The organism is Qipengyuania flavescens, from assembly GCF_029688735.1.
GTDB lineage: Bacteria > Pseudomonadota > Alphaproteobacteria > Sphingomonadales > Sphingomonadaceae > Qipengyuania.
The window spans coordinates 144,489-159,287 of record NZ_JARULD010000003.1; the positions used below are offsets into that span (position 1 = coordinate 144,489).

Here is a 14,799-nt window from a genome sequence, read left to right on the forward strand (position 1 = left end):
GATGGATCTCGACTACGGACCCCAGTATGACGCGTTTCGCGAGGAAGTGCGCCAGTTCCTGCAAACCCACGGTCACCGCGCACCCGATGGCCAAGGCCGTGCCGCGCGCCCTTCCCCCGAAGCCGTCGAATGGCAAAAGCTGTTGATCCTGCATGGTTACACGGCGCGTACGATTCCCAAGGAATACGGCGGATACGGAGCCGAGCCGGACATCCTGAAATCGCGGATCATTGCCGAGGAATTTTCGCGCGCTGGCATCCCCGCAGGCCTTGCGAACCAGGGCATTTCCATGCTCGTTCCCACGCTGCTGGAACTCGGAACCGAAGCCCAGAAACGGCAATGGATCGAGCCGACCCTAAATGGCGAGATAGTCTGGTGTCAGGGATATTCGGAACCTGGAGCGGGATCGGACCTCGCCGCGCTCAAGACCAGCGCCCGCGTCGAAAATGGCGACTTTGTCATCAACGGACAGAAGATCTGGACCAGCACGGCCAAGCAGGCGGACATGATCTTTTGCCTTGTTCGGACCGAACCGGACGCGCCCAAGCACGGCGGCATCTCCTACTTGATCTTCTCGATGGACACACCAGGGATCGAGGTCCGACCACTCAAGACCATGACCGGTCATGCCGAGTTCAATGAAACGTTCTTTACCGACGTGCGGGTTCCCCTGGATCAGATCGTCGGGCAGCGCGGGCAGGGGTGGTACGTGGCCAATGCCACACTGGGCCATGAACGTGGCATGCTGGGCGACCCCGATGCACTGGAAAACCGGCTCCAGGCGCTGGTCAGGCTGATGCAAAAAGAACGCATCGGCCAGGGTTGCGCAATGGACAACGCCGTTCTGCGTGACCGGCTGGTTGCATTGCAAGCCGAAGTCGCGGCGATGAAATTCAACGGCATGCGCATCCTGTCGAACAGCCTTAGGGGGGATGCCGGCGGCATGGCGAAACTTGTCGTGAAGCTGCAGAGCTGTGAGCTCGCCCATCAGATTTCCGCGCTCGCGATCGACGCAATGGGCGAGATGGGCATACTCTATCACGGAAGCGAGCGCGAGCGCGAAGACGGTGCCTGGCAGTGGAACTACATGTTCCAGCTTGGTCTGATCATCGGTGGAGGCACCGCCCAGATCCAGAAGAACATCATCGCCGAACGCGGGCTGGAAATGCCGCGCGAACCCAAGTTCGCAACGCCTCCCGCCGTCGAACAGGCGACGGCCGTTGCAAGCGGGCAGAATAAGGGAGCCGCCTGATGGATTTCGGACTTTCGCAAGACCAAGAGATGCTCTGCGACGCGATCAGCCGCACTCTTGCTGATACTTGTCCGCTCGATCATGTGCGCGAATGCGCGGAGGGCTCGGTTCCCTTCAGCGACAACGTGCGTTCGGCGCTGGGCGAAATCGGCATTTGGGGAATGATGGTTCCCGAGCAACATGACGGGCTCGGGATGACAATGCTCGATGCCGCCGCTGTGGCCGAGCAGCTCGGCTATGCCGTCGCGCCGGTGCCTTTTATCGGTGCCCATGTACTGGCACCCCTTGCGCTGGCACAGGGCGGTAGCGAGGAGTTGAAGGCGCACTGGCTGCCGAGGATAGCGAAGGGCGAGGCGCAAATCGCCGTCGCGATCGCGGAAACGGTGGAGATCCGGGACCGGGCAGGCGTGGACTTCGACGGCGCAAAGCTCGACGGAACGGCTTTGTTCGCGCTCGACTTCCTGGAAGCCGACGCGTTTCTGGTAGCCGATACCGCCGGTCGTATGCACTTCGTAGCTGGCGATGCTGCGGGTCTGGAGAAGGTTGCTCTCAAAACGATCGACCGCACCCGGAGCGTAGGGGAGCTGCGGTTTTCTGGCGTAGCGGGCGAGGCTCTCGCGGACGATGGTGGGGCCACAGTCAGGCGCCTGCGGGACGCCGGCCGGGTGCTCCTGGCCGCCGATAGCCTCGGTGCGGGCCAGGCTATGATCGAAAAAGCGGTCGACTATGCCGGGCAGCGCGAACAGTTCGGACGAGTGATCGGCAGCTTCCAGGCGGTCAAGCATATGTGCGCGGAAATGGCTGCCCGCCATGAACCATGCCGTTCGCTGGTCTGGTATGCCGCCCATGCGTTCGATGCGACGCCCGACGAGGCTTCGCTGGTGGCATGCCATGCCAAATCACATACGGGCGAAGTCCACCGTTTTGTCGCCCGAACCTCAACCGAGGTGCATGGGGGGATGGGTTTTACCGATCTCCTAGGTCTGCATTTCTGGTTCAAGCGAATCGGTTTCGACCGCCAGGTTCTGGGAAGTCCCGAAGCGGTCCGGGCCGAAGCAGCGGCCTTGCAGGGGTGGACGCAGGTCGCATGAGACGATGAATTAGGCGCACGCTACCGACAAAATCGTGGCCACCAAGGAGAGAGGAATTAATACGTGATCGACTGGAACCTTGGCGACATCCTTGATGCAATCGAACCTGCGGTCCCGGAAGATGCTCCGGCGCTGATTCACGGCGACCGGATCATTAGCTGGCCCGAAATGTCGAAGCGTTCGAACAATTTGGCGCGCAATCTGCGCGCGCAAGGTGCAGGCGACGGGGCGAAGATAGCCTTCTACATGCGCAACCGTTCCGAATACGGGGAATTGATGGCCGCGTGCTTCAAGGGCCGCCTCACGCACGTGAACATCAATTATCGTTACCGTCCCGAGGAGGTTTTCTACATCTTCGACGATTCCGATAGCGAGGTAATTGTTTACAGTTCCGAGTTCCGCGACTGCATTCTTGAACTGAAGGAACGGTTGACCAAGGTTCATACATTTGTAGAAATCGGCGATGCTTCGCAGATCGCTTCCTTCGCGCTTCCTTACGAAAAACTTGTAGAAGGTAACGGCGCGCCTCTCGATATCGAGCGTTCTCCCGATGACCTGCTGTTCATATATACAGGCGGTACCACCGGCATGCCCAAGGGCGTGATGTGGCGACACGATGATATGCGCAAGGCTCAGCTCGACGCGCAAAAGCTGCTGGGTCCGGTTCCCCAGACCATGGAGGAAATGGTGGCCCTGGTGAAGCAGGGCGAGCTTGCGCGCATCACTTTGCCGGCGTGCCCGCTGATGCATGGAACCGGGTTCATTACTGCTATCGGCACGCTCATGTCGGGCGGGGCCATCGTCACGCTGTCCGATCCATCCTTCGACGCGGAAGAATTGTGGGATGCGGTGGACCAGCACAAGGTGCAGAGCATCGCCATTGTCGGTGACGCTTTTGCCAAACCCATGCTGCAGGCGCTGGACGCCCACCCGAAGCGCTGGGACACGAGCAGCCTGATTTCGATCATCTCGTCCGGCGTCATGTGGAGTAAACAGGTAAAGGCGGGCCTGTGCAAACATATCCCCCAGGTCATCCTCATGGACAGTTTTGGCGCTTCGGAAGGGCTGGGCTACGGCTTGTCGGTGACGACCGCACAGGGCGGCACCAACACCGCGAAATTCGGGATCGGGGAATTTTGCGACGTATTCGACGAGAACGACCGGAAGGTCGAGGCGGGGAGCGGCGTGCCCGGCTTTATTGCCCGCAAGGGCGCAATCCCCACAGGATACTACAAGGACCCGGAAAAGTCGGCCAAGACTTTCAGGACGATCGATGGCGTGCGTTACTCCATCCCGGGCGACTGGTGCCGGGTGGAATCCGATGGAAGCCTGACCTTGCTGGGCCGCGGCAGCGTCTGCATCAACACCGCAGGTGAAAAGGTTTACCCCGAGGAGGTGGAGGAAGTGCTCAAAACCCATCCCGCCATTGCCGACGCGCTTGTCGTCGGGGTGCCTGACGAAAAATGGGGCGAAGCGGTGACCGCTGTGGTGCATTTGACCCAGGATGCGGACTTCGACGCGCAAGCGATCAAGGATCACGTGCGCCAGCAACTGGCAGGTTACAAAACGCCCAAGGCGATTTGCCCAACGCAAACCGCCTTGCGCGCGTCAAACGGCAAGGCGGATTATACTACGGCTAAAGACATCGCGAAAGCGGGTGCCGGGGCCTCGTGAGCCATTCGCCCCCTCCTGACTATGATGTCGTAATCGTCGGGGCCGGGTTCAGCGGAATATACCTGCTTTACAAGCTGCGTCAGGCGGGGTTCGATGTTCTGCTGGTAGACGCAGCGGAGCAGCCGGGCGGAATCTGGTACTGGAACCGCTATCCGGGAGCACGGGTCGATTCCCAGGTTCCACTTTACGAATTTTCCATTGCGGAAGTATGGAAAAGCTGGACGTGGAGCGAACGATTTCCAGGCTGGGAAGAACTGCGCGCCTATTTCCTCCACGTCTGCGATACGCTCGACCTCTGGCCGGCAATGCGAATGAAAACACGGGTCGAAAGCGCGCCGTTCGATGAAGACACCGCCTGCTGGCGATTGAAGCTCGACGATGGCGGAAAAGTAAGCGCGCGTTTCCTCTTGCCGGCGCTGGGGTTCGCCTCGAAACCCTACATTCCCGATATCCCGGGCCTTAGCGATTTCGAAGGCGAATGGTGCCATACCGCCCGCTGGCCGCAGGAAGGCATCGACCTTTCCGGCCGCCGGATCGCCCTGATCGGCACGGGTGCCAGCGGCGTACAGGTGGCGCAGGAGGCGGCAAGCTGTGCGGAGCAGCTGACGCTTTTTCAGCGAACCCCGATTCTCGCCCTTCCCATGCGGCAGGAAAAACTGGACGCTGATCGTCAGCTTCGCGAAAAATCCGAATATCCCGCTGTCTTCCAGAAAAGGCTTACGACAAGTGGCGGTTTCGAATGCCAATCGCTGGACATCTCGGCCCTGGCTGTGACCGAGGAAGAGCGGACTACGCATTTCGAGGATTTGTGGCAGCGAGGAGGGTTGCGCTTCTGGTATCATAATTTCGCTGACATACTGACGAACGAGGACGCCAATCGCCACGCCTACGAGTTCTGGCGTGACGAGGTGCGCGAGCGGATCTGCGACCCGACCATTGCCGAGAAGCTCGCTCCCGATGAGCCGCCACATCCCTTCGGGACCAAGCGACCATCGCTCGAACAGAATTATTACGAGATCTTCGCACAAGACAATGTGACGCTGGTCGATCTGAACGACACCGCGATCACTCGCGTCACCGAGGCCGGGATAGAAACAGCCACTGGCATGATCCCGTGCGATCTCATTGTCTTCGCGACCGGCTTCGATGCCGGTCGTGGCGGGCTCATCGACATGAACATCACCGGCCGCGGTGGGCTGGCGCTGGCAGAAGCATGGAAGAGTGAGATCAAAGCCTATCTGGGCATGGCCGTCGCCCAATTTCCGAACATGCTGTTCGCCTACGGCCCGCTCAGCCCTTCAGGCTTTTCCAACGGTCCGACAAGCGCCGAAATCCAGGGTGACTGGATCTGCGATTTCCTGATCTGGCTGCGCGATAACAGGATCGGCCTTTTCGAAGCCGATGCGCTGGCCGAGCGAAGCTGGACCGATATGGTCGCCCAAGTAGGGTCGATGACGCTCTTCCCCAAGGCTGAATCGTGGTACATGGGCGCCAATATTCCCGGCAAACCCCGACAACTGATCAATTTCCCCAGCGTATCTGGTTACGCCGATCTATGCCACGATGTCGCACGGCACGATTATCGTGGTTTTATCAGGAATACACTATCCGGTATGGAGACTGCGCCGAAATGAATGAAATGAAACCAATCCACGACGGGTCAACAGATATTGATCCCGTATGGGCCGGCGACGGGGCGGATATACCCGAATGGTTCGCCTGGGCGCTGAGCGTGCCCCGTGAGGAAGGCTTCGTAGAGGTTGGTGGCGCGCGGGTGCATTATCTTCGCTGGGGCAGGCGTGACCGGCCCAAATTGCTCATGACTCACGGTTTTCTCGCCCATGCCCGCTGCTTTGCCTTCATCGCACCGTACCTTGCCGAAGACTACGACGTGGTGGCGTTCGATCTGGCCGGTATGGGCGATAGCGAGATGCGCGGCGTGGCCGATATAGCTGCGCGGGGAAAGGAATTTGTCGAGATCAGCGAAGCGCTCGATTTGTTTGCGGATGGAAGCAGACCGACGATCATCGCCCATAGCTTCGGCTCGGGTGCAGCGCTGACCGCCGTTTCCCAATCGCCGGATGCCTTCGCCGGCGTTATTGTCTGCGATCTCATGGTGATGCGGCCCGAAAAGCTGGAGAAATACTGGACCATGGGCAGATCGAGCCCCGGGTCGGGTAATCCTGACAAACCGGTGCGACGCTACCCCACCTACGAAGCGGCGCGCGAGAGGTATATCCTGTCGCCGCCGCAGGCAGTTGGTGAGCCGTTCCTGATGGATTACATGGCCTATCACTCTCTCCGCCGCGATGGCGAGGAGTGGACATGGAAGTTTTCTCCCGAAGTGTTCCGGCGCAGCAACAAGCCCGACGAATGGCTGACAGTAGGCCAGAGGCTGGTCGATGCGCCCGGGCGCAAAGCGATTGTGTACGGCGAGAAAAGTCAGCTCTTTGATCGCGATTCCGCCCGCTATATCCGGGAACTGGGAGGGGGAAAGATACCAATTGTTGCAGTGCCCGATGCACGCCATCATCTCATGCTGGATCAGCCGCTCGCGTTCGTCGCTGCGCTTCGGGCGGTACTGGCCTTTTGGAGCCTCTGAGATCCCCCATACTAAGAGGCTGGTTCCTGGTCAGAGGCCAGCGAGATGGGGGCAAAGGGCGTTCATATTCATCTTGTACTATATCCGAACCATTGTCGCCGTCGGCACGACGAACGCTTCGTTGGTCTCGATGCCAGCTGGGGCAAAAGCTTTATCGGGAGCAACTCGCTTAGCGCGCCAACCATTGCTGATCTTTAGCAAACGTTCACTCCGCGTGCGATCTGGATCGTGGCCCATGGGGTCAAAAGATAAGGCGCTTTACTAATATCACGCGGACGTATATGCCCATGGACGGGGATTGGGCTAATTCTTTCCCTCTCCTCTCCACAGACTAAGGGGCGACCCTCGAGGTCGCCCCATTTTGCAGTAAGCGGCGGAGCCAATTATCGTCGCACTGAAGAGATGGGAAGGGATGCTATATGACACTGAGAGCGATGGTGCTCGCCACTTCGGCCATCTTGGCTTGGCCGCAGATGGCTTTAGCGCAGGATTCCACAACTGATGAGGCGGAACCCCAAGGATCCGTAATCATCGTGACGGCCCAACGCCAATCTCAAAGTCTGCAAGAGGTGCCGATCGCGGTCAGTGCCTTCGATGCTACGGCTCTCGAAAGCCAGCAGATCGAAAACGCTGCTGACCTTCAATTGACGCTCCCGAACGTCTCATTTTCGAAGGGCAACTTCACCGGGTCGTCCTTCACCATCCGTGGTATCGGCGATCTTTGTGTTGGTGTGACGTGTGACGCAGCGACGGCTATCCATATCAATGGTTCCCCTCTTTTTGGTACCCGGCTGTTCGAAACAGAATATTTTGACCTTGAGCGAATTGAGGTCCTACGGGGGCCGCAGGGCACCCTCTTCGGCCGCAACGCTACCTCGGGTGTTGTCAACCTTGTGACAGCCAAGCCTGACCTCGGTTCTTTCGGCGCGGCCGGAGAGTTCGAGTATGGGAATTACAACAGCATCAAGGCCGAGGGGGTGGTCAATGTCCCGATCGTCGATTCTATCGGCGTTCGGGTAGCCGGATTCTTTCTGAATCGCGACGGTTACACCACAAACCTTTTCGACAATTCGGATGTCGACGACCGAGACATGTACGCTGTTCGTGGTTCTCTTCGTTTTGAACCCGGTGCCGATACCACTCTCGACTTCATGGCATATTATTTCAGGGAAGATGACACCCGTTTACGTAATCAAAAGCAGGCCTGCCAGCGTGACCCGCTCGGCGTGCTGGGTTGTCTGAACAATCGCCGCGACTTTGACATCACCAATGCCAATTCCACAGTCGGCGCAACGCTCAGTTCGCAAGAGTTCTTCGCTATTCAGGGAATTCCCTCAGTACTGGGATTGGGAAGCCTGTACGGCCCCGATGCATTTGCAGGATTCGATAAGCCCGACGATGTGCGCACGGTAAACACGGCGTATACTCCATTCTATTTTGCCGATGAAGTGCAGCTACAGGCCCGTCTCGAGCAGCGCATCGGAGCTATGACACTGACTGCAACCGGTCTTTATCAGGACACCGAAGTCGATTCCCGGCAGGACTACTTTCTGGGCATTCAGGATCGTACCGCCTTTGCTACGGCCTTGAACGTGTTGTCCGGCTTCGCGGCCAACGGTTTGCCTACCGGCCTCCCCGCACCTGCACCGGCGTTCGTGCCAGGTTCGTCGGCGTATTTTACCCCGATTGTGGAGGCTCTCATCCCCAATGGCCCAGGGGGCGTATTGTGCACCTCCGATAACGATGATGGGAACAGGGGCGCGTTCGAAGGTAATGTATTGTGCGGCGAAACGCCGCTATCCTTCGACAGGTCTTCAGAGCAACGCGAATCCTGGAGCGGCGAAATCCTCCTTTCCAGTGATTTCGACGGAGCATTCAATTTCCTGCTCGGAGGGATCTATGCAAAGTCCAAGACTACCGACAACAGTTACTATGTAAACTCATTCGCGCTTGACTACGCCAGTGCCATTCTGGGATCGTTTGGTACTTTGGCAGGCGGTGCACCGCCATCCTACTTCGCAACATCCATGTACCGCAACAATTCTCTCGAGGCTAATCTTGAGAGCTTCGGTGTGTTCGGGGAGATCTACGTCGACCTGACCGAGCGTCTGACCTTCACCGGAGGTTTGCGGTATAACGACGACAAGAAAGACGTGACTGCGCGCACGACCTTGATTAGCTTCCTCAATCCTTACGCGAATGACGGGGAGCCGTTCGACAGCCCGATCACTCCCTTAACCGGTCCCTCTGGTCTTTTTGATGCCGATCCTGGTACGCCAGGTGAGCAGCTGACGCAATTTAGAGAAGTAGGTTTCGATGAAATAACCGGGCGTGCGGTGCTCGACTACGAAGTTACGCCTGACAATTCGATTTACGCATCTTATGCCAGGGGCTATAAATCCGGGGGTATCAACCCGCCCCTTTCGCCCGTTTTCGATGTGGCTGAAAGCTTCGGATCAGAAACCATCGACGCATTTGAAATCGGATCGAAAAATACCTTTGCGAATGGCGCACTGCAATTAAACGCTACTGCATTCTACTATAAGTATAGCGGGTTGCAGCTTAGCCGCATCGTCGCCCGTACCTCAGTTAATGATACTATCGATGCCGATATCTGGGGTGTGGAACTAGAGTCCGTTATCCGGCCCGATCCCGATTGGCTTGTCAACTTGACGTTCAGTTATCTCAACGCGGAAGTTGCCGGCGACCAGTTCTTCTCCAATCCGCGCGACCCGGGTGGCGGCGATCCTGATGCCGTCATCATCAAGGATATCAGCAACGGTGCTAATTGTGCCGTAACCGGGCCAGCCCCCGGCGTGGCCGACGCATTCGTCGCCGGAGTGAACGCAGCTCTGGGTCTTCGTGGTCCCGAAGAATTTCCTAACGACGGCAATCTTGCGTCAAGCGGCGCATTCAGCATTTGCGATGTCTTGGCCGGAGCCGTTCCGGCGGGCAGCGGCCTTGCGGTATTAAGCCCTGGCGTAGAGGTCAACTTAAAAGGGAACAAGTTGCCGCAGGCCCCCGAAATGAAGGTTTCGATGGGTGTGCAGTACACCGCCACTTTCGACAATGGCATGACTCTGGTTCCTCGCGTGGACGTAGCGCTGACTGGTGAGCAATACGGCAATATCTTTAACGGCAGGGTCAACCGGATCGAGCCATTCGTGCAAGCCAACGCGATCGTGCAGTTGAACAGTGCGGATGAGCGTTGGTTCGTGCGCGGATTTGTTCAGAACATTTTCGACAGCAGCTCGGTGACAGGCTTGTACTTGACCGACGCATCCTCGGGGAATTTTACCAATATCTACACTTTGGATCCTCGTAGATATGGTGTTGCTTTGGGGTTCAGTTTCTAACAGGTCCAGATCGTGTTGGCGGGGAGATTGGTGGTCCTCCCAACGACCCGAACGGACAGTGCCAGCTAGTTCGTATTTCGACCCATGACTTTATAGCTTTTCCAGAGCGGCGTAATGCTCGATGACCGCCTCGTAAGCCTACCGACAAGGCGGTCATCGAACCGGCCAAATGCGAGCTGCACTCGAAATGCTTTTACGATCGCTCGTTGATGTCGCTACGAGATGCTCGCGGAAAGCTTAAGGCCTTACATAGATACGACAATGAAGAGTCACCGAATAGTGCAATCGGGATATCCGATGGTGATACTGGCAAACGCACTCTGCGAAAGGCGGAAACATGCTGACCCCTATGATCCAAGATTGGGTCAAAGTGCACGAGGTGCTGACGCGTTAGGAAAAGTTGGAAGGGGCTGCGGGGCAGACTTCTGAGAAAACTTATCCTAACTCTGTTCAGGTTTCATAACTGATTTTCGATCGACCGGAGCAGGCTCAACCGACGTGCGATTGTCGCGAGACAATTCGACCCATCCCAACCCAAGCGACTTCTGGATCGCGATCCAGCCATTTGTCATGGCGGCGATCGCCCGATCGAGATTTGCTCTGGCCTGTTCGCGCTTGCGGATCGAAGTGTTGAGTTCGCCTTGCGAGATTACCCCCGCGGCGCGGCGTTGCTCGTTAAGCTCCGCAGCCGTGTCGGCCTGTCGACTGATCTGCGCCAGCGCGGCTACGTTGGCTCTTTGTTGCCCGAACCGGGCAAGCGATTGTTCGGCGTCGCGCAGTGCGCCAAGGACCACTTCAACATAACGCGCTTCGGCCTCGTCGCGCGCACTCTCGGCCTGATCGATCGATGCTGCCGTGCGGCCGAAATCAAGCAGGTTCCACTGTAGCCGCGGCAAAGCGATTGCCGATAAGTTGCCCGGGTCCAGGATGTCGTCGGGCTCCGATCCGCCCAAACCGAGAATCCCCATGAAGGAAATCTTGGGGAAGCGAGCAGCCTCTGCCACGCCAATCCGAGCATTCGCCGCGGCCAGCATGCGTTCGGCGGCTCGAACATCCGGCCGCCGCGCTATTAGCGCTGCGGGATCGCCCACCGCGACCCGTTCGGGGGGAAGCGGAATTTCGGCCTGAGCCGCCAGGAGCCCGTCGAGTGCGCCGGGCGCTTCGCCCGTCAGCACCGCGAGCGTGTCTTTGAATACATCGATGTCCGCTTGAGCTTCCGCGATCTGCGACTTGAGCAGTTCGAGCTCGGCGTTCGCGTTACCGACCGGGAACAGCGCGAGAGCGCCCTGTGTATAGCGCTGATAGGTCAATTCGAGAATTTGCTGCTGCAAGTCGCGCTCTCGCTGGACAAGCTCGAGCCGCCCTTGCGCTTCTCGCAGGCTCACATACGCCCGCGCGATTTCGGCGGCGAGCTGGACTTTCGCATCCTCGGCGTTCGCCACCGAGGCCGCAGCCTGAGCGTTAATGGCCTCGACACGCCGTGCCTGCCCCCCAGCGAAATCGATCTCCCAGTTTGCGTTGAGCCCGAGGTTGTAGACGCTGAGGCTGTCCTGCTCTTCGGTGTCTGCAGGAGCGCCGGGCGATCCCGGGGGCGGGCCGCTGCCGATATCTAGCCCTGGGATATTCGCCTGGACCGCAGTCGCCTGCGCAGCCACGGCGGGTAGCCGGTTGGCGCGCTCCTGGCGGACAGAAGCCCTTGCCTGTTCGATGCGAGCGCGCGCTGCGGCCACGCCCGGATTGCCGGCCAGCGCACGCGCCTCAAGTTCATTGAGAACCGGATCGCCGAGCAGCGTCCACCAGTCGCCGGCAATCGGCGCCAACGGATCGATTTCGGGGCCGGCCCGTACGAACGCATTGCCTGCGTCGGTCGCAAGTTGCGGGGGGCCGGCATAGTCGGGACCGGACATGCAACCCGCGAGGAGCGCCATGGGAGCGAGGAGGGTTAGGGTCTTGCGCATAGAGTTCTCAGTGCATCGAAAGGGATAAGTTCTTCGGGAGAGGCTTGAGGAACAGTACCAGCGGCACCGTGACCAGGGTAATCGCGCCCATGGCGAAAAAGACATCGTTGTAGGTCATCACGAACGCATCGCGCTGAATGATGCCGGAAAGCATCTCCAGCGCGGCCTGTGGATTGCCCAACGACGCCGTCATGGTGTCCAGGTATTCCTGTAGCCGGGGGCTGTTGGCGTTGAGAGTTTCTTCCATCCGCCGACTATGATGCCACAGGCGCTGGTCCTGGAACGAAGCAAGCCCGGCGAGCGCGAAAGAGCCCCCTAGGTTTCGCGCCGCGTTGAAGATGCCCGAAGCATCGCCGGCATCCTCCTTGGCAACCGAAGCTACCGTCGCCTGGTTGAGGAACATCATCGTGAGGATCATGCCGATGCCGCGCAGGAACTGGCTTTCGGTGAACACTCCACCTCCCGATTCCGCTGTCAGATTTATGCTGACGAAACAGCTTAGCGCCATGATGAACATGCCCGCGCCGACCGCAATGCGGATGTGAATCCTGCGGATCATGAACGGGAGAACGGGCATCAACAGGAAAGCCGGAACGCCCATCCAGAAGATCACAAGTCCGGTCTGCAAGGCATTATAATCGGAAATTATCGCGAGAAATTGCGGGATCACGTAGGTCGAGCCATACATGACCATGCCAAGCGCCAGTGCCATCACCACGACGCTGGCAAACTGCCTGCTGAGCATCAGGCGCAATTTGAGCACGGGTTTGCGCGCGTAAAGCTGTCCGTAGGTCAGAAGTGCAAAACCCACGACCGTCATCAGTGTGAGCTGGACGATCAGCGTGGAATCGAACCACTCCTCACGGTGGCCTTCTTCCAGAACGATGGTCAGCCCACCCAACCCAAGGATCATACCAGCTATTCCCGCCCAATCAGCCTCGCGCAGGTAAACCCAGTCGGGCTTTTCATGGGGTAACCCGATGAATAGTAAAGCAAGGAGCAACGCGCAGACGGGCACGTTGACGAAGAAGGCGTAGTGCCAGCTCAGGTTCTCGGTAAGCCAGCCCCCCACCAACGGGCCCATTACCGGCCCAAGAACCACGGTCATTCCGAAGAGCGCCATGCCAATCGGCTGTTGCGATGGAGGCAGTCGCTTTGCGACGATGGTCATGGCGGTTGGAATAAGCGCGCCGCCCATGAACCCTTGACCGGTGCGACCGATGATCATCGTCGTCAGATCGGTGGCAATGCCGCACAACACCGAAAAGGCCGTGAAGGCAGAAACCGCGACGATGAGCAGCGTGCGAAGGCCGAGCAGTCTTTCCAGCCACGCGCTCAGAGGGATGATGATGATCTCGGCAACAAGGAAGGCTGTCGCGATCCAGGTGCCTTCGGTTCCGGTCGCGCCGATTTCCCCCTGGATCGTCGGCAGCGCCGAATTGACGATCGAGATGTCAAGCGTTGCCAGCATCGCCCCCAGCGCACCGGCGGCTACGGCGATCCAGGCCGTAGCATCGGCCTTTTCGACCGGCGGCGAAACCGCTGCAGCGGCGCCTGCCATCGGTCAGTCTCCGGCCGCGTTGCGGATCGAATCGAGTTGGTCTCTAGCGGCGCGCGTATCGACACTCGCGACAACAGACATGCCCGGCACCAGCAGACGCAGGATCTCGGGCGAAGCCTGAATGGATATGCGCACCGGGACGCGCTGAACGATCTTGGTGAAATTACCCGTCGCGTTCTGTGGCGGAAGGATTGAGAATTCTGCCCCGGTCCCGGGGGCGATGCTTTCCACTCTTCCTAATAGCTCGAGGTCCGGCAGCGCGTCGATTTCCAAGGTGACGGGTTGCCCCGGGCGGACAAGTCCGAGCTGCGTTTCCTTGAAATTTGCTGTCACGTAGAGGCGGTCGGTCGGTACGAGGCTCATAAGGCGTTGGCCAGGCTGGACAAATTGTCCAGGTCGGACCGTGAGGTCACCCACCCGCCCGGAAATACTGGCCTGGAGCGTGGTCGATGACAGGTTCAGACGGGCGGCCTCGAGTTGCGCACGAGCGGCGTTGGCTTGCGAATTGGCCTGGTCTATCTGCTCGCTAAGCGTGTTCTGTCGGCGCTGTGCCGCCGTGAGCGCGGCGCGCGCTGCCGCGACTTGAGCCTGCGCTTCTCTGGCCTGGGCCTCCAGCTGATCGAGCCTCTCGCGCGGCTCCGCTCCCGAAGCGGCAAGGGGGCGGTACCGGACAACCTGCTCAGCAGCGAGACCAGCCTGTGCAGATGCTGCTGCGAGCTGTGCACGGGCCTGGGCAATTGCCGCGTCCTGCTCTTGTTGCTGGGCGCGTACCGTATCTGCTCCGGCGAGCGACGCGGCGATCTGGGCTTCGACCTGGTTCGTTTGGGCACGATAATCTCGCACGTCCAGCTGGACAAGTGCATCGCCCGACGCGACCGTTTGATTCTCCGTCACTAATACGCGCTCGACGTAGCCCGCAATTTTGGGGGAGATGATGACGCTGTCGGCGGCAATATAAGCGTTGTCGGTGGACTGCTGGAATCTGCCGTACGTCTGATGATTGTAATACCAGTAGCTCCCGGCGAGCAGGACCAGAATGCCGGCGATCAGCAGACCCAGCCGGACCCGCGGACTGGACAACCCCGTCGGACGTGCGCCTTCATCGCTAGCCCCTGCTGTCTCGTCCGCCATGATTATTTCGCTCCTCGCCATCGTTTGAGCCGCTGCGCGAGCGATATAGCGGCCAAAACAAAATGCGAAAGTCCTTTACTATTTTTCTCCGATCGATAGGAATGTCTCATGCCAGAAGATGAGGGCACTCTCGCACTCGACAATGTCATCACCCACGATGATCGAGCGATCTTC

9 protein-coding genes are annotated in these 14,799 nt (G+C 59.0%); 6 read left to right on the plus strand and 3 right to left on the minus strand.

All coding sequences use genetic code 11. From position 1 onward, the window contains the following. Nucleotide 1 precedes the first annotated feature (1 nt). From P8R33_RS10535 to P8R33_RS10560, 6 genes are all read left to right on the plus strand, one after another. A complete protein-coding gene (locus P8R33_RS10535; protein ID WP_063506922.1) occupies nt 2-1,252 on the plus strand; it encodes an acyl-CoA dehydrogenase family protein in 1,251 nt (416 codons plus the stop codon). After that, the gene (locus tag P8R33_RS10540; RefSeq protein ID WP_050599567.1) at nt 1,252-2,343 is read left to right on the plus strand and encodes an acyl-CoA dehydrogenase family protein; all 1,092 of its coding nucleotides are present in this window, start codon (nt 1,252-1,254) and stop codon (nt 2,341-2,343) included. The genes P8R33_RS10535 and P8R33_RS10540 overlap by 1 nt, the downstream gene beginning before the upstream one ends. 63 nt (nt 2,344-2,406) lie before the next feature. Next, entirely contained in the window at nt 2,407-4,017 is a 1,611-nt protein-coding gene (locus tag P8R33_RS10545) for an acyl-CoA synthetase (protein ID WP_006834182.1), read from the plus strand. Continuing rightward, a complete protein-coding gene (locus tag P8R33_RS10550; RefSeq protein ID WP_067505813.1) occupies nt 4,014-5,651 on the plus strand; it encodes a flavin-containing monooxygenase in 1,638 nt (545 codons plus the stop codon). Before P8R33_RS10545 ends, P8R33_RS10550 begins: the two co-directional genes overlap by 4 nt. Beyond that, the gene (locus P8R33_RS10555) at nt 5,648-6,619 is read left to right on the plus strand and encodes an alpha/beta fold hydrolase (RefSeq protein ID WP_050599570.1); all 972 of its coding nucleotides are present in this window, start codon (nt 5,648-5,650) and stop codon (nt 6,617-6,619) included. Before P8R33_RS10550 ends, P8R33_RS10555 begins: the two co-directional genes overlap by 4 nt. Nucleotides 6,620-7,038: 419 nt before the next feature. Continuing rightward, entirely contained in the window at nt 7,039-9,975 is a 2,937-nt protein-coding gene (locus P8R33_RS10560) for a TonB-dependent receptor (protein WP_278328918.1), read from the plus strand. 440 nt (nt 9,976-10,415) lie between these two features. Here P8R33_RS10560 and P8R33_RS10565 read toward each other — a convergent pair whose 3' ends face one another. Genes P8R33_RS10565 through P8R33_RS10575 form a run of 3 tightly spaced genes read right to left on the minus strand, consistent with a single transcriptional unit; the run spans nt 10,416 to nt 14,625 of the window. After that, nucleotides 10,416-11,903: an efflux transporter outer membrane subunit gene (locus P8R33_RS10565; protein ID WP_067506500.1), complete on the minus strand. Its 1,488-nt coding sequence runs from the start codon at nt 11,901-11,903 to the stop codon at nt 10,416-10,418. A 37-nt stretch (nt 11,904-11,940) separates the two neighbouring features. Further along, the gene (locus P8R33_RS10570) at nt 11,941-13,494 is read right to left on the minus strand and encodes a DHA2 family efflux MFS transporter permease subunit (protein WP_063511168.1); all 1,554 of its coding nucleotides are present in this window, start codon (nt 13,492-13,494) and stop codon (nt 11,941-11,943) included. Nucleotides 13,495-13,497: 3 nt separating this feature from the next. Further along, nucleotides 13,498-14,625, minus strand: coding sequence for an HlyD family secretion protein (locus P8R33_RS10575; RefSeq protein ID WP_063511170.1), 1,128 nt, complete (start codon nt 14,623-14,625; stop codon nt 13,498-13,500). Nucleotides 14,626-14,799: the final 174 nt, after the last annotated feature.

Excerpts from the sequence above, each read along its gene's own strand:
- P8R33_RS10535 (WP_063506922.1), top strand. The coding sequence starts at position 2 with ATGGATCTCGACTACGGACCCCAGTATGACGCGTTTCGCGAGGAAGTG.
- P8R33_RS10540 (WP_050599567.1), top strand. The coding sequence starts at position 1,252 with ATGGATTTCGGACTTTCGCAAGACCAAGAGATGCTCTGCGACGCGATC.
- P8R33_RS10555 (WP_050599570.1), top strand. The coding sequence starts at position 5,648 with ATGAATGAAATGAAACCAATCCACGACGGGTCAACAGATATTGATCCC.
- P8R33_RS10560 (WP_278328918.1), top strand. The coding sequence starts at position 7,039 with ATGACACTGAGAGCGATGGTGCTCGCCACTTCGGCCATCTTGGCTTGG.
- P8R33_RS10565 (WP_067506500.1), bottom strand. The coding sequence starts at position 11,903 with ATGGCGCTCCTCGCGGGTTGCATGTCCGGTCCCGACTATGCCGGCCCC.
- P8R33_RS10570 (WP_063511168.1), bottom strand. The coding sequence starts at position 13,494 with ATGGCAGGCGCCGCTGCAGCGGTTTCGCCGCCGGTCGAAAAGGCCGAT.
- P8R33_RS10575 (WP_063511170.1), bottom strand. The coding sequence starts at position 14,625 with ATGGCGGACGAGACAGCAGGGGCTAGCGATGAAGGCGCACGTCCGACG.